22 protein-coding genes and 1 pseudogene are annotated in these 22,500 nt (G+C 72.5%); 22 read left to right on the forward strand and 1 reads right to left on the reverse strand.

What is annotated here, in order from left to right; genetic code table 11:
• Window positions 1–105 precede the first annotated feature (105 nt).
• The 6 genes from FB157_RS41625 to FB157_RS41650 all read left to right on the forward strand — a co-directional run bounded on the left by FB157_RS41625 (window position 106) and on the right by FB157_RS41650 (window position 5,547).
• Window positions 106–303: an AlpA family transcriptional regulator gene (locus FB157_RS41625; RefSeq protein WP_145886203.1), complete on the forward strand. Its 198-nt coding sequence runs from the start codon at window positions 106–108 to the stop codon at window positions 301–303.
• Window positions 303–1,565: a site-specific integrase gene (locus tag FB157_RS41630; protein ID WP_145886205.1), complete on the forward strand. Its 1,263-nt coding sequence runs from the start codon at window positions 303–305 to the stop codon at window positions 1,563–1,565. Before FB157_RS41625 ends, FB157_RS41630 begins: the two co-directional genes overlap by 1 nt.
• 188 nt (window positions 1,566–1,753) lie before the next feature.
• Window positions 1,754–2,098, forward strand: coding sequence for a hypothetical protein (locus FB157_RS41635; protein ID WP_186581924.1), 345 nt, complete (start codon window positions 1,754–1,756; stop codon window positions 2,096–2,098).
• Window positions 2,099–2,412: 314 nt separating this feature from the next.
• Window positions 2,413–2,937: a DUF2617 family protein gene (locus FB157_RS41640; RefSeq protein WP_145886207.1), complete on the forward strand. Its 525-nt coding sequence runs from the start codon at window positions 2,413–2,415 to the stop codon at window positions 2,935–2,937.
• Window positions 2,938–3,047: 110 nt separating this feature from the next.
• On the forward strand, window positions 3,048–4,688 hold the full coding sequence (locus tag FB157_RS41645; protein ID WP_145886209.1) for a polyamine aminopropyltransferase: 1,641 nt from the start codon (window positions 3,048–3,050) through the stop codon (window positions 4,686–4,688).
• Between the two features lie 58 nt (window positions 4,689–4,746).
• Window positions 4,747–5,547 carry an SRPBCC family protein gene (locus FB157_RS41650; protein ID WP_145886211.1) on the forward strand — a complete coding sequence of 267 codons (801 nt, stop codon included), beginning with the start codon at window positions 4,747–4,749 and terminating at the stop codon, window positions 5,545–5,547.
• A gap of 73 nt (window positions 5,548–5,620) precedes the next feature.
• Here the strand turns inward: FB157_RS41650 and FB157_RS49770 are convergent.
• Window positions 5,621–5,953, reverse strand: a pseudogene (locus FB157_RS49770) (YciI family protein); the annotation flags it as partial.
• 65 nt (window positions 5,954–6,018) lie between these two features.
• On the opposite strand from FB157_RS49770, the gene FB157_RS41660 reads away from it, so the two are divergent.
• The 16 genes from FB157_RS41660 to FB157_RS41735 all read left to right on the forward strand — a co-directional run bounded on the left by FB157_RS41660 (window position 6,019) and on the right by FB157_RS41735 (window position 22,487).
• A complete protein-coding gene (locus FB157_RS41660) occupies window positions 6,019–6,807 on the forward strand; it encodes an aldose 1-epimerase (RefSeq protein WP_145886213.1) in 789 nt (262 codons plus the stop codon).
• 10 nt (window positions 6,808–6,817) lie between these two features.
• Window positions 6,818–7,366 (forward strand): orotate phosphoribosyltransferase, encoded by a 549-nt coding sequence (gene pyrE / locus FB157_RS41665; RefSeq protein ID WP_145886215.1) that lies wholly within the window; start codon window positions 6,818–6,820, stop codon window positions 7,364–7,366.
• A gap of 145 nt (window positions 7,367–7,511) precedes the next feature.
• Window positions 7,512–8,534 (forward strand): class II fructose-bisphosphate aldolase, encoded by a 1,023-nt coding sequence (fbaA, locus tag FB157_RS41670; RefSeq protein WP_145886217.1) that lies wholly within the window; start codon window positions 7,512–7,514, stop codon window positions 8,532–8,534.
• Between the two features lie 66 nt (window positions 8,535–8,600).
• Entirely contained in the window at window positions 8,601–10,058 is a 1,458-nt protein-coding gene (locus FB157_RS41675) for an MFS transporter (RefSeq protein ID WP_145886219.1), read from the forward strand.
• Between the two features lie 56 nt (window positions 10,059–10,114).
• Window positions 10,115–10,528, forward strand: a complete 414-nt coding sequence (locus tag FB157_RS41680) for a DUF3151 domain-containing protein (RefSeq protein ID WP_145886221.1) — start codon at window positions 10,115–10,117, stop codon at window positions 10,526–10,528.
• Window positions 10,529–10,680: 152 nt separating this feature from the next.
• Window positions 10,681–11,529, forward strand: coding sequence for a tryptophan 2,3-dioxygenase family protein (locus FB157_RS41685; protein WP_145886223.1), 849 nt, complete (start codon window positions 10,681–10,683; stop codon window positions 11,527–11,529).
• Entirely contained in the window at window positions 11,522–12,733 is a 1,212-nt protein-coding gene (kynU, locus tag FB157_RS41690; protein ID WP_145886225.1) for a kynureninase, read from the forward strand. The genes FB157_RS41685 and kynU overlap by 8 nt, the downstream gene beginning before the upstream one ends.
• Before the next feature lie 195 nt (window positions 12,734–12,928).
• Window positions 12,929–13,837 carry an alpha/beta hydrolase gene (locus FB157_RS41695; protein WP_145886227.1) on the forward strand — a complete coding sequence of 303 codons (909 nt, stop codon included), beginning with the start codon at window positions 12,929–12,931 and terminating at the stop codon, window positions 13,835–13,837.
• 146 nt (window positions 13,838–13,983) lie between these two features.
• Window positions 13,984–15,087, forward strand: coding sequence for an alpha/beta hydrolase (locus FB157_RS41700; protein ID WP_145886229.1), 1,104 nt, complete (start codon window positions 13,984–13,986; stop codon window positions 15,085–15,087).
• A complete protein-coding gene (locus tag FB157_RS41705; protein WP_261386884.1) occupies window positions 15,080–16,294 on the forward strand; it encodes an acyltransferase in 1,215 nt (404 codons plus the stop codon). The genes FB157_RS41700 and FB157_RS41705 overlap by 8 nt, the downstream gene beginning before the upstream one ends.
• Before the next feature lie 190 nt (window positions 16,295–16,484).
• Window positions 16,485–17,879, forward strand: a complete 1,395-nt coding sequence (locus FB157_RS41710; protein WP_261386894.1) for a sensor histidine kinase — start codon at window positions 16,485–16,487, stop codon at window positions 17,877–17,879.
• A complete protein-coding gene (locus FB157_RS41715; protein WP_145886233.1) occupies window positions 17,876–18,556 on the forward strand; it encodes a response regulator transcription factor in 681 nt (226 codons plus the stop codon). Before FB157_RS41710 ends, FB157_RS41715 begins: the two co-directional genes overlap by 4 nt.
• A gap of 121 nt (window positions 18,557–18,677) precedes the next feature.
• Window positions 18,678–20,033, forward strand: coding sequence for a sensor histidine kinase (locus tag FB157_RS41720; protein WP_145886235.1), 1,356 nt, complete (start codon window positions 18,678–18,680; stop codon window positions 20,031–20,033).
• Window positions 20,030–20,695, forward strand: a complete 666-nt coding sequence (locus FB157_RS41725) for a response regulator transcription factor (protein WP_145886237.1) — start codon at window positions 20,030–20,032, stop codon at window positions 20,693–20,695. The genes FB157_RS41720 and FB157_RS41725 overlap by 4 nt, the downstream gene beginning before the upstream one ends.
• Window positions 20,696–20,746: 51 nt before the next feature.
• A complete protein-coding gene (locus tag FB157_RS41730) occupies window positions 20,747–21,208 on the forward strand; it encodes a hypothetical protein (RefSeq protein WP_145886239.1) in 462 nt (153 codons plus the stop codon).
• A gap of 58 nt (window positions 21,209–21,266) precedes the next feature.
• Complete coding sequence (locus FB157_RS41735; RefSeq protein WP_145886241.1) at window positions 21,267–22,487, forward strand: cytochrome P450; 1,221 nt, start codon at window positions 21,267–21,269, stop codon at window positions 22,485–22,487.
• Window positions 22,488–22,500: the final 13 nt, after the last annotated feature.

The raw sequence follows: 22,500 nt of genomic DNA on the forward strand, positions 1-22,500 counted from the left end.
GCCACCAGTGGGCTGAGCGCTGAAAGCCACACCCAGCATCCCCGGGTCTTTCGATCCTACGAGTGACCGAAACCAACCCACCTAGAACGTAAGGAACTGCTGACCATGGCCTCAGAGCTGCCGAACCGGTTCCTGACCCCTGAGGACCTGGTCGAGATGTTCGAACTGCCCAGCGTCGAGACGGTGTACCAGTGGCGCCGCAAGCACACCGGTCCCCGCGGCTTTCGGGTCGGCCGGCACCTGCGCTTCGACCCCCGCGACGTGCGGGCCTGGGTCGACACCCAGCTCGGGGAGGCTGCCTAATGGCTGGCCACATCCAAGACCGCTGGTACAGGGCTCAGAGGGGCGCCGACGGCAAGACCGTCCGTGTCAGGACAGACCGTTACGGCACCGGCCTTCGCTACCGCGCGCGGTACGTCGGCCCCGACGGCACCGAGAAGTCCAAGAGCTTCCCCGACGGCAAGAAGCGCCTCGCCGAGAAGTGGCTCAGCGCCATCGAGACGGACATGACGCGCGGTCAGTACACCGACCCGAAGTCCGTGCGGATCACTTTCCGGCAGTACGCCGAGAAGTGGTTGGACAGCAAGACGTCCAGCCCGATGACCCGGAGGGAACTCGGCCGGCGCCTGCGGCTGCACGTCTACCCGGTGCTTGGGTCACGGCCGATCGGGACCTTCCGGCCTGAGCACATCCGGGAGCTCCTGGCCGCGCTGGAAGCGAAGTCCGGCGTGAGCGCTTCCTACACCCGGAACATCTTCGCGGACGTTCAGTCGGTCCTGTCTGCTGCGGTGGACGACTCGCTGTTGTCGCGCAACCCATGCAGCGCACGGACCGTTCGAAGGCCCAAGCCCGACGCGCACGCGGTAGTCCCATGGGTACCTGCTCAGGTGTTTGCCGTACGGGCAGCTCTCCCGGAGCGGTACCGAGCGATGGCCGATGTCGGAGCCGGATGCGGACTCCGTCAGGGGGAGGTCTTCGGCCTGGCCGAGGATGCCATCGACGTGGACGGGCGCACGCTCCACGTGGTGCGGCAGATCAAGCACGTGGAGGGTCACCCGGTCTTCGCCCTCCCCAAGGGCGGCAAGAAGCGGACCGTACCGCTGCCCAGCTCCGTCGCGGAAGCCCTTCGCGCGCACATGGACGCCTTCAAGCCCGCAGAGATCACGTTGCCGTGGGACGTGCCCGAAGGGCCGAGGGTGTCCGCCCGGTTGGTCTTCACGGCTGAGCAAGGGGGAATGGTGTGGCGGAGCAACTTCAACGGCAAGGAGTGGAAGCCCGCTCTCGCCGCCGCCGGCCTCATCCCGGAAGCAGACGACGACGGCAAGTACGAGTCGGCGCGCGAGCACGGCATGCACGCCCTCCGACACTTCTACGCATCCGCGTTGCTGGACGCGGGCGAGAACATCAAGGCCGTCAGCGAGTACATGGGGCATGCTGATCCGGCGCTGACGCTCCGGGTGTACGCCCACCTGATGCCCGACAGCCGCGAGCGCGCCCGGCGCGCCATTGATTCCGTGTTTCAGAGCCTCTCTCAGGGAGATCACGGCCCACAGACGGCCCACTGACAACCGGACGGCCCCTGAACTGCCCTTCTGTGCAGGTCAGGGGCCGTTTCCGTGCGAGAACCCTCTGAAGTTCCTCAACTCTGCTTTGAGGCACAGGAGGGTCGGGCATCCCCCGGTCACCGCACCACAGGCGGGAAGGACGAGGCGTCCACGGGGGCCGCTTCGGGGGACGGAAGGAGGGCGACGCCATGAGTGACACCGCGATCGAATTCACCATGCTGGCGGTGGGCGTGGTTGTGCTGACCCTGGCGAGCAGGATGCGCCGGAAGCGGCACGCAGGGCTGTCGCTCCGCAAGGGACGGGGGCGGAACCGGGCGTACGGCTCGTCGTCCGGCGCGGGCGCCAGCTGGTGGGCCGGTGACGGGGGCGGCGGTTCGTCGTCCGGCGGCCATCACTCGGGCGGCCACCACGGCGGCCACCACTCCTGCGGGGGCGGTCACTCGTCGTGCGGGGGTCACTCGTCCTGCGGCGGGGGCTCCTCCTGCGGTGGGGGTTCCTCCTGCGGCGGGGGCGGATGCGGGGGAGGCGGCTGACACGGGGCAGCCGAGCTTCCCGCCCCTGGGCGCCCGCCGGACGAAGGCATTCCGCGGGCGCCCGACCGTTCTTCCCAAGCGACCGGCGCACGCCGTGGTTGAACAGTTGAACAGTGGAGCCCTCTGAGGGATGGAAACCCCACGAAGTTGGGTAAAAACGCTGTGGCGGAGCCACTCTTCATGATTCCCTCTAAAACACCAGCGCAGCCTCGCGGACGTCCTGCGGACTCCCCTCCCCGGCCGGGCCGGCCGGGCTGACCGGGCTGACATGGCCGATCTCCCCCCTCTTCTTTGCGCGCTAGCGGAGCCGATCCATGCTCACGACCCTCAACACCTCCTACACCGATACCCGCGCTGCCGATCTGGCCTGGGCCCTGGGGCGCGAGCCGCTGCCCGCCCTGGCCACCCTCGATCTGGAACTGACCGGGGTGAAAATGCAGTTGAGACTGCTCGGCGCATCCCACCAGGTGCTTCTGGAGGAGGAGCGGGGCAGTTGCTCGGAGACGGTCGCGTGCATCCCCGGGTCCAGCACCCCGCTGCCGCTGGGCGTCGCCAAGCGGGTCGGCGACTGGGAGTACGAGTTCGCGGCGCGCGTCGAGGTACTCACCCCGGGCTCGTTCGCGGGCCGCGCCCAGGAGTTGCTGGCCCTCGTCTCCGAGCACCCGCACGGTCTCGCCGGTGTCTTCCCCGGCAGCCCGCACGCCTTCACCGCGATGCTGGCCCAGCGCCACGGCGGCCAGGTGCACTGGCGCACCTGGCACGCATACCCGCAGGACGGGCAGCTGGTGGCGACCCGGACCCGGGTCGGGTCACGGGAGCCGGCGGCCCAGTCGAGCTAGATATTGTCGGACATGCTCTCGGCCGACATAAACCGGCATTGCGTCAACTGCCCCGAGTTCCACACGTGTGGGTGACGAAGCGTACCGAGCGTGTGACGTAACGTCGCAACGTGATCGAACCGCACGCCCCCGCGCGCCCGGGCACCTCGCCCTGGCAGCCCGGCCCCGCACGGCTGCCCGTCCGGCCCGGCACCGGGCGGTTCCTGGTCCTCGTGTGCGTCTTCGTCTGCGCGGCCTGCGGACTGGTGTACGAACTCGAACTCGTCGCCTTCGCCTCGTACTTGATCGGCGACACGGTCACCCAGGCGTCCGTCGTGCTGTCCGTGATGGTCTTCGCGATGGGCATCGGCTCCCTCGCCGCCAAGCGGCTGCGCTGGCACGCGGCCGCCGGCTTCGGCGCGATCGAGACCGCCCTCGCCCTGGTCGGCGGCTGCAGCGCGATGGCGCTGTACGCCGTCTTCGCCTGGACCGGCGGCTGGGGCGGCGTGTGGGCCGACGGCCCGCGCTGTCTCCTGGTCGCCTTCTCGCTCGCCATCGGTCTGCTCGTGGGCGCCGAAGTCCCCCTGCTGATGGAGCTGATCCAGCGCATCCGCCGCCAGGACGCGGGCGGCGCGGTGGCCGACCTGTTCGCGGCGGACTACGTCGGCGCGCTGGTCGGCGGCCTCGCCTTCCCCTTCCTTCTCCTGCCGTTCCTCGGCCAGTTGACCGGCGCCCTGCTCACCGGCACCGTCAACGTCGTCGCGGGCGGCGCCCTGGTCCTCGGCCTGTTCCGCCGCGACCTGACCCGCCGCGCCCGCTGGACCCTGCTGCTCGTCGGCCTCGCCGTGCTCGCCGTGCTCGCGTCCGCCGCCGCCCTCGCCGACGAGTTCGAGCGCGCCGCCCGGCACGCGGTGTACGGCAAGGACGTCCGGGTCGCCCTGCAGACGAACGTCCAGGAGGTCGTCCTCGCCGGCGGCACCCACGGGCGCCCCCTCGACCTCTTCCTGGACGGCCGGCTGCGGGTCGGCGGCCGCGACGAACGCCGCTACCACGAGGCACTGGTCCACCCGGTGATGAGCGGCCCGCACGCGCGCGTGCTGATCCTCGGCGGCGGCGACGGCCTGGCCGCCCGCGAGGTCCTGCGGTACGGCGGCGTGCGCCGCGCCGACGTCGTCGAACTCGACTCAGGCCTGATCGGTCTGGCCCGCAGCGACCCCGGCCTGTCCGCCCTCAACGGCCACGCGTTCGACGACCCCCGCGTCCATGTCACGACCGCGGACGCGCTCGACTGGCTGCGCGGGGCGCGGCGGCCGTCGTACGACGTCGTGATCGCGGACCTGCCCGACCCCGGCATCACCGCCAGCACCAAGCTGTACTCCCAGGAGTTCTACGGCCTGGCCCGCCGCGTCCTGGCTCCCGGCGGCCGCCTGGTGGTGCACGCCGGCCCCGTCGCGGCCCGCCCCCGGGTCTTCTGGACGGTGGCCTCGACCCTGCGCGCAGCCGGCTTCGGCATTTCCCCCTACCGGGCCCTGGGCCAGGACTCCGGCTTCCCGGCGGGTCCGGACCGCTCGGCGGGCGCGTCGCGGGCACCGCACGACTGGGGGTTCCTGCTGGCGGCGCCGTGGGGCCCGGCTCCTCGGCTGACCCTGGGCCCGGGGGGTCCGAACCCGCGGACGCTGTCCCGGGCCGAGCTGACGGCCGACGCGCGGGCGGCGGCCCGCACACGGATCGAGGGGCTGCCGGCGTCGACGCTGGTGCATCCGCGTTATTGACGAGGCACCTGTTCGCGGGAGGGTACGTTCCGCTCACTCCTGGGTAGGCTCGTCCGACATGGAGCACCAGGTCTTCGTCCCGGTTCCGGCCGAGCGGCTCGGAGAAGCCCTTGCCGACCCCGCACGGGTGGCGCGGGCGGTCCCCGGACTCCAGCAGGACGCCGGCGCCGAACCCGTCGCAGGACGCCTGAAGTTGCGCGTGGGCGGGCACTCCGTCACCTACCGGGGAGCGCTGCGTGTCACGCCCCGGGAGAACGGCACGTACGCCGTCGAGGGCGACGCCACCGAGGCCCGCGGCACCGGCGCCGTCAAACTCGCCCTCACCCTGCGCCTCACCGGCACCGAGGACGGCACCACCGTCACGGTCGAGGGCACGGCGAACGCGGACGGCCGTATCGCGGAGCTGCCGGCGGACGCGGTCGCCTCGGCGGTGACCCGGCTGCTGAACCGTTTCGTGGAGAGCCTGGCGGAGGCCCCGGAGGAGAGGGAACCGGAGCCGGAGCCCGAGCCGGAACACACCTCGGTCTTCGACACCGAGGTTCCCCCGCCCTCGCTGGACACCGAGGACGGCGAGGACACCGGCGCGGCCGCATTCGAGGCCCCGGCCTCCGAAGAGCGCTTCGGCGAAGAGTTCGAGGACCTGGGCGAGCCCCCCGCCGAGGCCGCGCACGCGCGCCGCACGATGATCGGCCGCAGTGCGGAGGAGGTCGACCACGCCCCGCCGCGCGGCCGCTACGCCCCCGTACCGGCCCCCCAGACCGTCGGCGGGAACCCGGCCCTGCGCTGGGCGGCCCCCGCGGCGGCCCTGGCCCTGGCCTCGGCGATCGTCGTGGGCCGCGCCCTGCGCAAGCGCCGCTGACGGCCGCGGGCCCGGGCCCGTCCGGCAGGCCCTGGCGATCCGGTGCCTCGCCCATGCCGAACCAGTCGTGCACCGGCCGCACCTCGACCGCCACGACGTGGAAGTCGAGGACGCGCTCGGCGATCTCGCGCGCCCGCTCCGGGCTCGCGCACTCGATGACGTAGTAGGCGGTGAGCTGCTCGGCGGCGTCCGTGAGCGGCCCGTACGCGGTGACCGAACCCTGCCCGGCCCAGCGGAGGGCGGCCGTGTCCCTCGGGTAGCCCAGACCGGCGCCGTTCAGCATCTCGCCGGTCTCCGCCAGGTCCTCGTGGAGCGCTTCGTGCCTGCGGAACACCTCGGCGCGCTGCCCGGCGGTCATGGCCTCGGTCGCCGCCGGATCGGCGTACATCAGCACCATGTACTTCATGCCCCCCCACCCTGGCACCGCGCGGACGGCGCACGCCCTCTTGATCGCCCCAGTAGGGTCGTCCCGTGAGTAACGAAGACATCACGCTGACCGCGGGCGACGCGGAAGTGGTCGTGCGGCCCGGCAACGGCGGCCGTATCGGTGGGCTCCGGATCGGCGGCACGGAGCTGCTGCGCCAGGGCGAGCGCTTCGGCTGCTTCCCGATGGTGCCCTGGTGCGGCCGGATCCGCGAGGGCCGCTTCCTGGACGGCGCCACCGTCCGCCAGATGCCCCTGAACTCGCCGCCGCACGCCATCCACGGCACTGCCCGCGACGGCGCCTGGCGCACGGCCCGCGTCGACGCGCACGAGGCCGTCATCACGCACGACCTGGCCGACCCCTGGCCGCACCGCGGCCGTGTCACCCATGTCGTCACGCTGACCGAGGGCAGCCTGACGCTGACGATGTCCGTGGAGGCGTACGACGACTCCTTCCCGGCGCAGATCGGCTGGCACCCCTGGTTCCACCGGAACCTGGGCGGTGAGGACGTCACGCTGGACTTCACCCCCGCCTGGCAGGAGGAGCGCGGCGCCGACCATCTGCCGACCGGCAACCGCATCGATCCGAAGCCCGGCCCCTGGGACGACTGTTTCGGCATGCCCGGCGGCGTCGACGTCACCCTCACCTGGCCCGGACAGCTGGAGCTGAAGGTGACCAGCCGCGAGGAGTGGGTCGTCGTCTACGACGAGCAGGCGGAGGCCGTCTGCGTGGAGCCGCAGACCGGTCCGCCCAACGGCCTGAACACACTGCCCCGCCTGGTCACGCCGCTGGAACCGCTGGAGGCGACGACCACCTGGAGCTGGCGCAGGCCCTAGGCTGTTCGGCATGACGGACGTACGCGGCGCGCTGCTGCAGCAGATCAAGGACAAGGCCGTGGTGCACGGCAAGGTGACCCTGTCGTCGGGCAAGGAAGCCGACTACTACATCGACCTTCGCCGGATCACGCTTGACGGCGAGGCCGCGCCGCTGGTCGGTCAGGTCATGCTCGACCTGACCGCCGAGCTGGACTTCGAGGCCGTCGGCGGCCTGACCCTGGGCGCCGACCCGGTGGCCACCGCGATGCTGCACGCCTCCGCCGCGCGCGGGAAGGTCCTGGACGCCTTCGTGGTCCGCAAGGCCGGCAAGGCACACGGCCTGCAGCGCCGTATCGAGGGCGCCGAGGTCAAGGGCCGCCGCGTCCTCGCCGTCGAGGACACCTCCACCACCGGCGGCTCCGTGCTGACCGCCGTGGAGGCGCTGCGCGAGGCCGGCGCGGAGGTCGTCGCCGTCGCCACGATCGTGGACCGGGCGACCGGCGCGGCCGAGGCGATCGCCGAGCAGGCCGGCGTGCCGTACGTCTTCGCCTTCTCGAAGGATGAACTGGGTCTGGACTGACGCGCCGGTTTGACCTGGACTTGACCGGGGCGCCGACCATCACGTCATGTCTGGAAAGATGGGGACGACGATGACGTCGCCCCCAAGGTCTAGGTCAGGGCCGTAGTACGCAGATCGCCAACCCGCACACCCAAGGAGCGGACAGATGCCCATCGCAACCCCCGAGGTCTACAACGAGATGCTCGACCGGGCGAAGGCAGGCAAGTTCGCCTACCCGGCCATCAACGTCACCTCGACCCAGACCCTGCACGCGGCGCTGCGCGGCTTCGCGGAGGCGGAGAGCGACGGCATCGTCCAGATCTCGACGGGCGGTGCCGAGTTCCTGGGCGGCCAGTACAGCAAGGACATGGTGAGCGGCGCGGTCGCGCTCGCCGAGTTCGCGCACATCGTCGCCGAGAAGTACCCGGTCAACATCGCGCTGCACACCGACCACTGCCCGAAGGACAAGCTCGACGGGTACGTACGTCCGCTGCTCGCGGTCTCCGAGGAGCGCGTCAAGGCCGGCCGCAACCCGCTGTTCCAGTCCCACATGTGGGACGGCTCCGCCGAGACCCTGGCCGACAACCTGGCCATCGCGCAGGAGCTGCTGGAGCAGGCCCGCCGCGCCAACATCATTCTCGAGGTCGAGATCACCCCGACCGGTGGCGAGGAGGACGGCGTCTCCCACGAGATCAACGACTCCCTGTACACCACGGTCGAGGACGCGATCCGCACCGCCGAGGCCCTGGGCCTGGGCGAGAAGGGCCGCTACCTGCTGGCCGCCTCCTTCGGCAACGTGCACGGCGTGTACAAGCCGGGCAACGTCGTGCTCCGTCCCGAGCTGCTGAAGGAGCTGAACGAGGGCGTCGCCGCCAAGTTCGGCAAGGCGTCCCCGTTCGACTTCGTCTTCCACGGCGGCTCCGGCTCCACCGAGCAGGAGATCCAGACCGCGCTGGAGAACGGCGTCGTGAAGATGAACCTGGACACGGACACCCAGTACGCCTTCACCCGTCCGGTCGCCGCTCACATGTTCCAGAACTACGACGGCGTCCTGAAGGTCGACGGCGAGGTCGGCAACAAGAAGGCCTACGACCCGCGCACCTGGGGCAAGCTGGCCGAGGCGTCGATGGCGGCCCGTGTCCTCGAGGCCACGCAGCACCTGCGCTCGGCGGGTAACAAGATCAAGTAAGCGCGTCCGAGGACGTCTGCGGCGGACCCGGTGCCCCGGCACCGGGTCCGCTGTATATCTGGGGGCATGCCCGACGTCCGGATCGCCTCGCTGCAGGGCAAGTGGATCCTGTTCACCACGGTCCTCGGCTCCAGCATGGCCATGCTGGACTCCACCGTCGTCAACGTGGCGCTCCCGACCATCGGCCGCGACCTCGGCGCGAGCCTCGCCGCCCTGCAGTGGACGGTGAACGCGTACATGGTCACGCTGGCCGGCCTGATCCTGCTGGGCGGCTCGCTCGGGGACCGCTACGGCCGCCGGAAGATCTTCGTGCTGGGGGTCGTCTGGTTCGCGTCGGCGTCCCTGCTGTGCGGCCTGGCCCCCACGTCTGGGGTCCTCATCGCCGCCCGGGCCCTGCAGGGCGTCGGCGGCGCGCTCCTCACCCCCGGCTCGCTCGCCCTCATCCAGGCCTCCTTCCACCCGGACGACCGGAGCCGGGCGGTCGGCCTGTGGTCCGGCTTCGGCGGCATCGGCGCGGCCGTCGGACCGTTCCTGGGCGGCTGGCTGGTGGACGGCCCCGGCTGGCGCTGGGTGTTCCTCCTCAACGTGCCGCTGGCCCTCCTGTGCGTCCCCGTCGCCCTGCGCCACGTCCCCGAGTCGACCGACGCACGCACCCACGGCCGCTTCGACGTCCTCGGCGCGGCCCTGGGCGCCCTGGCGCTGGCCCTGCTCACGTACGCGCTCATCGAGGCCCCCGGAGGCTCGCCGGGCGTGGTGCTGAGCGCGGTCGCGGGCGTGGCCACGGCCGTCGCCTTCGGCTACGTCGAGAAGCACCGCCCCGACCCCATGCTGCCGCCGGACATCTTCGCCTCGCGCCAGTTCACGGCGGTCAACCTGGTCACGCTGTGCGTGTACGCGGCCTTCGGCGGGTTCTTCTTCCTCACCGCGCTCCAGCTGCAGGTGGTGGCCGGTTACTCCGCCCTGCAGGCCGGTACGGCCCTGCTGCCCACGACGGCCATGATGCTGCTGTTCTCGGCCCGCTCCGGCGCGCTGGCCGACCGCACGGGCCCGCGCCTGCCGCTCACCGTCGGTCCCCTGCTGTGCGCTGCGGCGATGCTGCTGATGCTCCGGGTGGGACCGGACGCGAACTACCTCGTGGACGTCCTCCCGCCGCTCCTCGTGATGGGCACGGGCATGGTCGTGCTGGTCGCCCCGCTGACCGCCACGGTCCTCGCCTCCGTCGACACCGCCCGGGCGGGCCTGGCCAGCGGCATCAACAACGCGGCGGCGCGGGCGGCGGGCCTGATGGCCGTCGCCGGGCTCCCGCTCCTGGCGGGCATGGGTCCGGAGGCGTACCGGTCCGCCGCCGCGTTCGACGCGGCGTTCGACCGGGCGATGCCGATCTGCGCGGGTGTGCTGGTCCTGGGCGCGGTCCTGGCCTTCACCCTGATCCGCCGGCCCCCTCCGAACTGCCTCCACCCCGAATGCACCCGGCACGGCTCCGTCATGTCCCCGCCACTGGAGCCGGACCACGAAGCCCCCTAGGGGGCTGCGGCACGGTCGGCTGAGCCGTCCCGGTCACGGTGCGCCAGACTGAACACATGACGATTCACGAGAACCTCCTCGGCGGCCCGCCCCCCACTCACCTCCCCGACGACCCGGAGCCCCGCGAACTCCTCGCTCAGGGCACCGCGCCGGCGGACGTCGCCGCCAAGTACCCCACCTCCTCCCTCGCCTGGGCCCAGCTGGCCGACGATGCGTTCGAGCGGGGCGCGGTCGTGGAGTCGTACGCCTACGCCCGTACGGGCTACCACCGCGGCCTGGACGCCCTGCGCCGGGGCGGCTGGAAGGGCCACGGCCCGGTCCCGTGGGAGCACGAGCCGAACCGCGGCTTCCTGCGCGCCCTGCACGCCCTCGCCCGCGCCGCCCAGTCCATCGGCGAGCAGGCGGAGTACGAGCGCTGCTCGCAGTTCCTGAAGGACTCCTCCCCGACGGCCGCCCAGACCCTGGGCTGACCGCTGCGGGAGTGCCCGGTGTGGCCCGTCTGGCAGCAGACGGGCCTTGCCGTATCCGTTGGGATTGCGGAGGATTCCGCTTGGGGACCGGGGCCCCCGTGCCGGCATCGGCAGGGGCGGACCGCTACCCGGAGCAACAACAGGAGACAGCGATGTCCCAACCGGCTCGCCCCCCTCGTGAGGCCGCTGAGCCCGAGACCCCGCATCTCGACTTCGCCGGCACGACGCCGTACGAGGACTACGTCAGGGCGGACGTGCTCACCCATCTCCAGCACACCCTCTCCGACGACCCCGGAGAGATGGTCTTCCTGGTCACCACCCAGGTCATGGAGCTGTGGTTCACGGTGATCGTGCACGAGTGGGAGACCGCCGCGAAGGCCCTGCGCTCGGACGACGTCCCGACGGCCGTCGCCGCGCTGAAGCGCTCCGTGCGGGAGCTCGAGGCACTGAACGCCTCCTGGCGGCCGCTCGGCCAGCTGACCCCGGCCCAGTTCAACTCGTACCGTTCCGCCCTCGGCGAGGGCTCCGGTTTCCAGTCGGCGATGTACCGCCGCATGGAGTTCCTGCTCGGCGAGAAGTCCGCGTCCATGCTCGTCCCGCACCGTGGCGCCCCGCGCGTCCACGCGGAACTGGAGAAGGCGCTGCACGAGCCGAGCCTGTACGACGAGGTCGTACGGCTGCTCGCGCGGCGCGGCCACGCGATCCCCGAGGCCGTCCTGCGCCGGGACGTCGCCCTGCGCTACGAGACCTCCGACGCCGTCGAGGCGGCCTGGACGGAGATCTACTCGGGCGACCAGAACGCCGAACTCGCCCGCCTCGGAGAGGCGCTGTCCGACGTCGCCGAGCTGGTCTGGCGCTGGCGCAACGACCATCTGGTCGCCACCCGCCGCGCGATGGGCGCGAAGGCCGGCACGGGCGGCTCCGCCGGCGTGGCCTGGCTGGAGAAGCGCGCCGGCAAGAACGTGTTCCCGGAGCTGTGGACGGCGAGGTCCCATGTCTGAGCTGAGCCTGCGCGCGAAGAAGCTGGACGCGGCCGACGAACTGGCCCCGCTGCGCTCCCGTTTCGTCCTGGACAATGCATCCGATCATGCGGCTGACGCCGCGGGCATCTACCTGGACGGAAACTCCCTCGGTGCCCTGCAGGCGAACGTGCCGGGCCGGATCGAGGACGTCGTCCGCCGGCAGTGGGGCGAGCTGCGCATCCGCTCCTGGGACGAGAGCGGCTGGTGGACGGCCCCCGAGCGGATCGGTGACCGCATCGCCCCGCTGGTCGGCGCGGCGCCGGGCCAGATCGTGGTCGGCGACTCCACAAGTGTCAACGTCTTCAAGGCACTTGTGGCAGCGGTCCGCATGGTGGACCCGACCCGCGACGAGATCCTGGTCGACGCGACGACGTTCCCCACGGACGGCTACATCGCCGAGTCGGCGGCCCGCCTGACCGGCCGCACCCTGCGCCCGGTGACCCCCGCCGAGGTGCCCGCGGCGCTGGGCGAGCGTACGGCGGCCGTGCTGCTGAACCACGTCGACTACCGCAGCGGCCGGCTGCACGACCTGCCGTCGCTGACCGCCGCGATCCACGCGTCCGGCGCGCTCGCGGTCTGGGACCTGTGCCACAGCGTGGGCGCGCTGCCGGTGGGCCTGGACGAGCACGGGGTCGACCTCGCGGTCGGCTGCACCTACAAGTACCTGAACGGCGGCCCCGGTGCACCGGCGTTCCTCTACGTCCGCCGCGACCTGCAGGACCGCTTCGACTCGCCGCTGCCCGGCTGGAACTCGCACGCCGAGCCGTTCGGCATGAGCCAGTCCTACGACCCGGCACCGGGCGCCCTGCGCGGCCGCGTCGGCACGCCGGACATCCTGTCCATGCTGGCCCTGGAGGCGGCCCTGGAGATCTGGGACGAGGTCTCCGTCGCCGCGGTCCGCGCCAAGTCCCTGGCCCTGACGGACTTCTTCCTGGAGTGCGTCGCGGCGTACACCGAGCCGGGCCGGGTCACCTCCGTGACCCCGGAGCTCCACGAGGAGCGCGGCAGCCAGATCGCCCTGCGCTGCCCCGACGCGGGTGACGTGATGAAGCAGCTCATCGACCGGGGCGTGGTCGGCGACTTCCGCAATCCCGATGTCCTCCGCTTCGGCTTCAGCCCGCTGTACGTGAGCTTCGCCGAGACGGAGCGGGCCGCTCGGGTGCTGGCGGAGGTGCTCGGCTAGGCGAGTCGCGGCAGTTGGGGCGGGGTGCGGTTGCGCCCCGCCCTCACCGTGTGTGACAACCCCATGTCCGCGCACGTCACCGGCCTGATACCGTCCCCGCCAACAGCCGACGAAGAATCGCCGCCTGGTCCGCCGAACCCTCCCCCAGCGCCGAAGGCCGGGGAGGCACCCGCATCGTCGCTGAGAGGTTGGAGCATGCCGGACGACGCCGCCGCAGCCCGCGCCGCCGCCGAAGAGGAGTCGGCCTTCTCGCACCCCGCGGTCGACCCCGACGTCACCGCCGTGTACGGCGACCACCCCGACCAGGTGATCGACTTCTACGCCCCGCGGACCGACACGGCCCTCGCTCCGCTGGTCGTCGTCCTGCACGGCGGGGCCTGGCGCGCCCCCTACGACCGGCGCCACATCACCCCCCTCGTGGACTACCTGGCCCGTAAGGGTTTCGCCGTGGCCAACGTGGAGTACCGGCGCGGCGGCGACCCGCAGATCCCCGCACAGAACACCGGGGCCGGACCGGGCGCCGGAGCCCCGCCCGCGCCCCTGGCGGGCCGCTGGCCCGACACCTTCGACGACGTGGCCGCCGCCATGGACGTCCTCCCCTCCCTGGTCCACGGGGCGCTCCCGCAGGCCGACCCCCGCCGCATGGTCCTCACCGGCCACTCGGCGGGCGGCCACCTCGCGCTGTGGGCAGCGGCCCGGCACGTCCTGCCCGCCGACGCCCCCTGGCGCACGGACCGGCCGGCCCCGCTGCGGGGCGTGGTCGCTCTCGCCCCCATCGCGGACTTCGCGGTGTCGGAGAAGCTGGACGTCTGCGGCAACGCCGCCCTGCAACTCCTGGGCGGCCAGAACGACTTCGCCGAGCGCCGGCCGTACGCCGACCCGGCGCTCCTGCTCCCGACGGGCATCGCGACGACCCTGGTCCAGGGCCGCGCCGACCTCGTCGTACCGCAGGCGGTCGCCGAGGCCTACGCGGACGCGGCGGCGAAGGCGGGCGAGGTGGTGGGCCTGACGCTGCTGGAGGACGTCGGCCACTTCCCGCTGATCGACCCGGCGGCGGACGCGTGCGCGGTGGTGGCGGAGGAGATCGCCCAACTGGCTTGGTGAGCCCCGCCGTCCGCCCCCGTCATACCCGTAGTACCTGAGAGCTACCCGGCAGAACAGCTCCCTGGCGGGACGCCGACGACACCCCCCGATTCCTAACTTGCCTCTCGGACGAGCCCGATGGCCGGGCACTCCGGGAGGAACGAATCATGGGGCACAACCCGCCGCTGCCGCTCCGGACCGACAACGCGCAGCCGCCGACGGCGATTCCGCCCCACGGGGGCCACCCGCACCCGACGGCGAAAGCGGTACGGGTGGTGCGGGCGGGAACCCGGATCCGGCCGAAGGCCGGGTCCCCACCCACGCACCCGCACCCGAAAAGGCACCGCCTCTGGCGCCAGGCCCTCCTCACGGCCGCCGCGGTCGCCGCCCTCACCGCGGCCGCCCACCCCGGGATCCCGGCTCCCGCCCCTCCCACGCTCCCCGCCCCCACCGCGGCCACCCTCCGGTCGGCCTACGAGGCGAACCGCGAGAACGCCGTGCACGCAGCCGACATGGCCGCCGCCCACGGCGACGTCCACCGAGCCGCGGCCGACCGGACCCTCGCCACCCGCAACCTCCTCACCTTCGACGGCAGGGGCTCGGGCCAGGCCGTGGAAGTCCTCGGCGACCCGACCCGCGCAGACCGCGTCGCCGTCCTGGTCCCCGGCTCCGACACCACCCTCGACACCTACGCCCGTTTCCACAGAACGGCGGCGGCCCTCTACCGCGAAGCGCACCGCACCGACCCGCGCACAGCAGTCGTCGCCTGGCTCGGCTACGAGAGCCCCGCCACGATCAGCACCACGGTCACGACCACCGCCCGGGCCGACGAAGCGGCCCCCCGACTCCGTGCGTTCATCAGGGAGTTGCGTGCCCTGACCCCCGCCACCGGCACCCGGGTCTCGCTCCTCTGCCACTCCTACGGCTCCGTCGTCTGCGCCCGCTCCGCCTCCGCCCTGCCCGTGGACGACATGGTCCTGCTCGGCAGCCCCGGCACGGCCGCGGACACCGTCGCCGGCCTGCGCACCCCCGCCCGGGTCTGGGCGGCCCGCGGCAGCAGGGACTGGGTCGCGCACGTACCCCACGTCCGCGCCGGCCTCCTCCTCGCCACCCTCGGCTTCGGCACCGACCCCGTCTCCCGCGCCTTCGGCGCCCGGGTCTTCGACGCGGCCGACGCCGACCACAGCGGCTACTTCACCCCGGGCTCGGTCTCCCTCGCCAACCTGGCCCGCATCACTCTCGGCGAGACCTCGGAGGTGACCCGTGGCTGAGCCGACCGCGCACGCTCCCCGCCGCGCACTGCACGCGATCCGTCAGGGCGCCCACCGCGTGGACGCCGCCACACCCGCCTCCCGGGACCGGGCGGTGGACGCCCTGCGCGCCTTCGCGATACTCGGCGTCGTCCTCGGCCACTGGCTCGTCACGGCACTCGTCGCGCAGGACGGCGGCCTGCACACGGCGAGCCCGCTGCAGCACATGCCCTGGCTGGCCCCGGTCTCCTGGGTCTTCCAGACGCTGGCGGTGTTCTTCCTGGTGGGCGGCCACGTGGCGACCCGCGGCCTGGCCTCGGCAAAGGCCCGCGGCACGACGTACCGCGACTGGCTCCGTGCCCGCCTCACCCGTCTCCTCCGCCCGGTGGCGGCCCTGCTCGCGCTGTGGACGGTGGCCGCACTCGCCCTCCTCCTCACCGGCGCCCCGCTCGCCACCGTGCACACGCTCCTCAAACTCGCCCTGTCCCCCCTCTGGTTCCTCCTGGTCTTCGCGGCCCTGACGGCCGCGACCCCCCTCCTCACCCGCCTCAACCCCCTCTGGCCGCTGGCCGTCGTCCTGCACGTGGACGTCCTGCGCTTCGGCCTGCACACCGGCCCGTCCTGGCTCGGCTGGGTGAACCTGGCCGCCGGCTGGCTGGTGCCGTACACCCTGGGCGCGGCCTGGACCCGAGGCGAACTGGAGAGCCGCCGGGCAGCCTGGGTCCTGCTCATGTCCGGTACGGCGGCGACGGCGGCCCTGATCCTGTGGGCGGGCTACCCCGCCTCGATGGTCGGAGTCCCCGGTGCCCAGATCTCCAACCTCAACCCCCCGACCCTGGCGGCCGTCACCTTCGGCCTCGCCCAGTGCGGCCTGGCGCTGCTCCTCCGGGACCGCCTGCACCGGGCGATGACCCGCCCCCTCGCCTGGGCGGCGGTCACCCTGACCAACCTCTCGGCGATGACGATCTTCCTCTGGCACCAGACCGCCCTGATGGTCACCACGGCCACCGCCCTCCTGGCCGGCCGCCTCCCCGGTCTCCACACCCGCCCCGACTCCCTGGCCTGGGTGGCGTCCCGCCTCGCCTGCCTCCCTCTCTTCGCCCTGACCCTGGCCCTCTTCTGGCTGACCTTCCGCCACCACGAACAGGGCCCCCGCCGCCCCCGAAGCCGCCCCTCCCGCCTCGTCCACCGCCACACCCCCCGAGCGAAGACCCCCCGCAATGCCTAAAGTTGACCAAGTGACCCCAGAGGCCCCCGAGGGCCGACCCGCGCCCGCCGACGGCGTTTTCGCCCCACAGGGGCCACCCGCCCCTGACGACGAAAGCAGCACGGGTGGTGCGGGTGGGACCCCGGACCCGGCCGGAGGCCGGGTGCCCCCCGGCGCACCCGCACCCGATGACGCGCCGGGCAAGTCCCGCCTGCGCACCTGGCTGGGAGAGACCCCCTCCCCCAACTCACCCCCGTTCTCCAAGTACCGCTGGCTCCGCCTGGTCACCTACCTCCTCGTCGGCTGGCTGGCCTTCGGCATCCTCCTGGCCGGCGCCGCGGAGCTGCACCAGAGCTACGGTTTCACCCCCGCTGTGGCGCTCCTGAGCACTTTCCTCCAGGCCGCCGCTGTCGTCCTGGCCCTCCGGCGCCCCGTCCCCGCCTGGGCCCTGTCCCTGTCCGGCGCCGTCTTCACCGCGCTGCTCGCCCGTCAGAACCTGGCGACGCCGCTCCGGCTCTTCAGCCCCGACTGGCCCTGGTCCACGCCCGTTCTGCTGGCCCACATGGCCGTGCTCCTGCTTCTCGCCCTAAGGGTCCGGCTCCGCGGCACGGTCGCCGCGCTCGGCGCGACCGCCCTGGTGACATCCCTCGTCGAGGGCGGCCTGGGAGCGAACGCCTACACCGCGACGGGGCGCGTCGCCATCGGGCTGTTCGCCGTCGCCGCCGTCATCGGCGCGGCCCTGCGCAGCCGGAGCGAGGCCCGTACCGAACTGGTCCAGCAGACGACGATCACCGCGGAGGAACGCGCCCGCCGCACCCTCCTGGAGGAGCGCAGCCGTATCGCCCGCGAGCTGCACGACGTGGTCGCCCACCACATGTCGGTGATCTCCATCCAGGCCCAGGTGGCCCCCCACCTGGTGGAGAACCCTTCGGAGGAGCTGAAGGAGAACCTCGCCGGGATCCGCAACAACGCCCTGGAAGCCCTCACCGAGCTGCGCCGTGTCCTGGGCGTCCTGCGCTCGGAGTCCCCCGACGACTCCGAGGCGGCCGGGGACCCGTACCGGCTGACGGCCCCCGGCAGCGGCCCGGCCCCCGACGCCCCGCAGCCGAACCTGGCCCGTCTGGGCGCCCTGATCGAGAACACCAGGGCGGCCGGTCTGGACGTCGTCATCGACCGTCGCGGCACGTCCCGCGCCTATCCACAGGGTGTGGAACTCTCGGCGTACCGGATCGTCCAGGAGGCGCTCAGCAACGCCCTGCGGCACGCCCCGGGTTCGCGGGTCCGGGTGGAGGTCGACCATCAGTCGGACGGCATCTTCCTGTGCGTGACCAACTCCCGCCCCAGCCGCCCGGTCCAGCCCTCCCCGGGCTCCGGCCACGGACTGCTGGGCATGCGGGAGCGCGCGGCGATGCTCGGCGGGCACCTCACCGCGGCCCCGAACCTGCACGGCGGCTTCATGGTGACGGCGTTCCTCCCCAAGACGGGCACCCGCCGTCCGCCCCGGCCGCTGCGCCCGGACTTTCCCCGCCCCGAGATCCACTTCCCGCCCCTGTCCGACGACGACCCGCACCCCCCTCAGCCCCCGACAGGAGAACCGACCCCATGACGAGCGGCGCCGGCACCATCCGCGTACTCATCGCCGACGACCAGCAGATGGTCCGCCAGGGCTTCACCGTGCTGCTCAACACCAAGCCCGACATCGAGGTGGTCGGACAGGCGGTGCACGGACGCGACGCGATCGCCAAGGCCGCCGAACTGGCCCCCGACGTGGTCCTGATGGATATCCGGATGCCCGAACTGGGCGGCATCGAGGCGACCGACCGCATCACCGCCGACCAGCCGGGCGTCAAGGTCCTGGTCCTCACCACCTTCGACCTGGACGAGTACGTGTACGACGCGCTGCGCGCCGGGGCCTCCGGGTTCCTGCTCAAGGACGCCTCCGCCGACCAGCTCGCCGAGGCGGTGCGCGTGGTGGCGGCCGGGGACGCGCTGCTCGCCCCGGGCATCACCCGCCGCCTGATCGCCGAGTTCGCCCGCCTGGACGGCTCGCCCCGGGCCCCGCTCAAACAGCGGGTGGGCGAGCTGACGGAGCGCGAGACGGAGGTGCTCGCGCTGATCGCGCAGGGCCTGTCGAACGCCGAGATCGCCGAGCACCTGGTCGTCGCCGAGCAGACCGTGAAGACCCACGTGGGCCGCATCCTGGTGAAAGTGGGCCTGCGCGACCGCACCCAGGCGGCGATCTTCGCCTACGAGTCCGGTCTGGTCCGCCCCGGCGGCCGCTGATCCCGTCGGCCCGGCACCGGAGTACCGGCCCGCCCCCTGCCTGTAGTACCTGAGAAGGATCCCCGAGGACCCCTCTCCGAGGGGACGACCGCCACCCCGCCCGGGCCCTACCGTTTGCCACGTGACCGAGACGACGCACACCCAGCCGACACCGCCGGGCGGAGCCGCGAGGCCGCGCAGCCCGGAGTTCCGGCTCGCCGCGGACGCCCTGCGCGGGCTCCGGCAGGACTTGTTCCACGACGCCTTCGCCTACCGCCCGCTGCCCCGCAGGGGCTCTGACGGCCGGCCCGCCCGCCGCGGCGGCCGGACGAGGGAGTACGCGGCCTGGACACCGCACACGGTCGTGGCCGTCCTCGGCGCGCTGGCGGGGTTCCTCGCCGTGGCGAGCACGGACGACTCCGGACTGCTGCCGCTGCTGTGCGGGCTGCTGGCCCTGGGGCCGGTCCTGCTGACCCTGGCGCGCCCGGTGGGAGCGTTCTGGTTCTCGCTCGCCGCGACCACGGTCACCGCCGTCCTGATGGGCAGCGGCTGGAGCGACTGGCCGTGGCTGCCGGGCAGCTTCCTGTCCCATCTGGTGGTGCTCACGGTCGTCGCGCTGCGCACCCGCCCGCGCACGGCGGCGTGGATGTGGGTGCTGACCGGGGCCTACGGCTTCGTCGCCGAGAGCCTCTTCGGCTGGAGCCACTACGACACGAACATCGGCCCGATGCTGATCCTGTCCGCGCTGATCCTGCTGGTCGTCACCGTCCGGCAGATACGCAGGCAGGCCCAGCAGGAGGTGACCGCCCAGCAGTCGGTGACCGCCGTGGAGCGTTCACGGCGCACGCTGCTGGAGGAGCGCACGACCATCGCCCGCGAGCTGCACGACGTGGTCGCCCACCACATGTCGGTGGTCGCCATCCAGGCGGAGGCGGCGCCCTACCGGGTGGAGAACCCGCCGCCGGAGCTGGAGAAGGCGTTCGCCACCATCCGGGAGAACGCGGTGGCGGCACTGACCGAGCTGCGCCGGGTCCTGGGCGTGGTCCGCGCGGAGGACTACGAGGCGCCGGACGCCCCGCAGCCCACCCTCGCCGACCTGGACGGGCTGCTCGCCAATGTGCGGGAGACCGGGCTGGAGGCGGAGAAGGTGGTGACCGGCGCGGTGCGTGAGATGCCGCAGGGCGTCGAACTGTCGGCGTACCGGATCGTGCAGGAGGCGCTGAGCAACACGCTGCGGCACGCACCGGGGGCCGGGGCACGGGTCGAGATCGGGTACGTGCTCGGTGGCCTGGGCCTGCGCATAGTCAACGGCCCGCCGCCGGCTTCGGCCGAGCGCAAGCCCTCGCCGGGCGCCGGGCACGGCATCACGGGGATGCGGGAGCGCGTCTCGATGCTGAACGGCGAGATGACGACGGGCCCGACGCCCGCCGGAGGATATGAGGTGACCGTGTTCCTGCCGGTGCCGGCGGCGGACACCGCGAGCGAGGGTGAGGCATGACGATCCGCGTACTGATCGCGGACGACCAGATGATGGTGCGCGAGGGCTTCTCGGTCCTGCTGAACGCGATGCCGGACATCGAGGTCGTCGGCGAGGCCGTCAACGGCCGCCAGGCGGTCGAGCGGGTGCGTGAACTCGCGCCGGACGTGGTGCTGATGGACATCCGCATGCCCGAGCTGAACGGCATCGAGGCGACGCGGGAGATCGTCGCGGCGGACGACACGGCGAAGGTGCTGGTGCTGACCACGTTCGACCTGGACGAGTACGTGTACCAGGCGCTGCGTGCGGGAGCCTCCGGCTTCCTCCTGAAGGACGCCTCGGCCCGCCAGCTCGCCGACGGAGTCAGGGTGGTGGCCTCCGGCGAGGCACTGCTCGCCCCCTCGGTGACCAGGCGGCTGATAACCGAGTTCTCCCGGCTGTCGGAGACACCGCGCATGATGCCGTCGGCACAGGCCGCCTACGGGGAGCTGACGGAGCGGGAGACGGAGGTGCTGGTCCTGATCGCACAGGGCCTGTCCAACGCGGAGATCGCCGGGCGGCTGGTGGTGGCGGAGTCGACGATCAAGACCCATGTGAGCCGCATCCTGGTGAAACTGGGCCTGCGCGACCGCACCCAGGCGGCGGTGTTCGCGTACGAGGCGCGGCTGGTCGCACCGGGCTGACGGGCCGACGAGGGGACGGCTGCAGCGAACACCGACGAGCAGGGAGTACACATGGACATCGAGATCCGGCCGTGCGTCGGCGTGGGGCCGTTCCGGCTCGGCATGTCGGTCGAGGAAGCACGGGGAACCGTCCAGGAGCGGGGGCTCTTCCGGACCGTCGCCAGTGACGCGGACCCGGGACAGATCACGCTCACGCACGACGCGTCCCGGCTGAGCGTCGTGCTCGGGTTCACCAAGGGCGCACTGAGCGATGTGGAGCTGTTCCGGTTCCAGGTCGAGGACGCCGACGTGCGGGTGCTGCTCGACGGGCTCGACGTCTTCCGCACCCCGAGCGAGGTCCTCCTCGAACAGCTCGCGGAACGGGGCCACACCTTCGAGGAGAACGACCTGGCCTTCGACGCCCTGCCGGAGCTCGAGGTGATCTTGTCGAACGAGAGCAGCTACGGACACCCGGTGGACGAAGAGGGCGACCCGATCCACTACGACTATGTCCTGGTCGCCAACCGGATCTGAGCGGCGAGCACGGATCCGGCCCTGGTCAGACGCCGGTCCGGCGCGCTAGCGTCCCCGCATGGCAGGCCCTACCGACCTCGTGTTCGACCCCTGGGACCCCGCGTTCCTCGCCGACCCGTACCCGGCCTACGCCGAGCTGCGCGCACGCGGCCGGGTGATGCGGTACGAGCCGACCGACCAGTGGCTGGTCCCGCACCACGCCGACGTCGCGGCGCTGCTGCGGGACCGGCGCCTCGGCCGGACGTACCAGCACAGGTTCACGCACGAGGACTTCGGGCGTACGGCGCCTGCGCCGGAGCACGAGCCGTTCCACACGCTCAACGACCACGGCATGCTCGACCTCGAACCGCCGGACCACACCCGCATCCGGCGGCTGGTGTCGAAGGCGTTCACCCCGCGTACCGTCGAGCGGCTGAAGCCGTACGTGGCGAACCTCGCCGGGGAGCTGGTGGACCGGCTGGTCGGGGCGGGCGGCGGGGATCTGCTCGCGGACGTCGCCGAGCCGCTCCCCGTGGCCGTCATCGCCGAGATGCTGGGCATCCCGGAGTCCGACCGGGCCCCGCTGCGCCCCTGGTCGGCGGACATCTGCGGGATGTACGAGCTGAATCCGTCGCAGCAGACGGCGGCGCGCGCCGTCCGGGCGTCGGCCGAGTTCTCGGACTACCTCCGTGCGCTGATCGCCGAGCGCCGCAAGGAGCCGGGCGACGACCTGATTTCCGGGCTCATCGCCGCGCACGACGAGGGCGACCGCCTGACCGAGCAGGAGATGATCTCGACGGCCGTCCTCCTCCTCAACGCGGGGCACGAGGCGACCGTCAACGCCACGGTCAACGGCTGGTACGCCCTGTTCCGCAACCCGGACCAGCTGGCCGCCCTCCGGGCCGACCACTCCCTGGTCCCCTCGGCGATCGAGGAGCTGATGCGCTACGACACCCCGCTCCAGCTCTTCGAGCGCTGGGTCCTGGACGACATCGAGATCGACGGCACGACGATCCCGAGGGGCGCCGAGATCGCCATGCTCTTCGGCTCCGCCAACCATGACCCCGAGGTCTTCCGGAACCCCGGGCGCCTCGACCTCACCCGCGAGGACAACCCCCACATCTCCTTCAGCGCAGGCATCCACTACTGCATCGGCGCTCCGCTGGCCCGCATCGAACTGGCGGCCTCCATGACCGCATTGCTGGAGCGGGCCCCCACCCTGACCCTGGCGGCGGACCCGGAGCGCAAGCCGAACTTCGTGATCCGGGGGCTGGAGGGACTGGACGTACTGATCGCCTGACCGCGGGCCCGGC

Origin of the sequence: Streptomyces sp. BK340 (assembly GCF_007827595.1) — a bacterium.
Classification (GTDB): domain Bacteria; phylum Actinomycetota; class Actinomycetes; order Streptomycetales; family Streptomycetaceae; genus Streptomyces.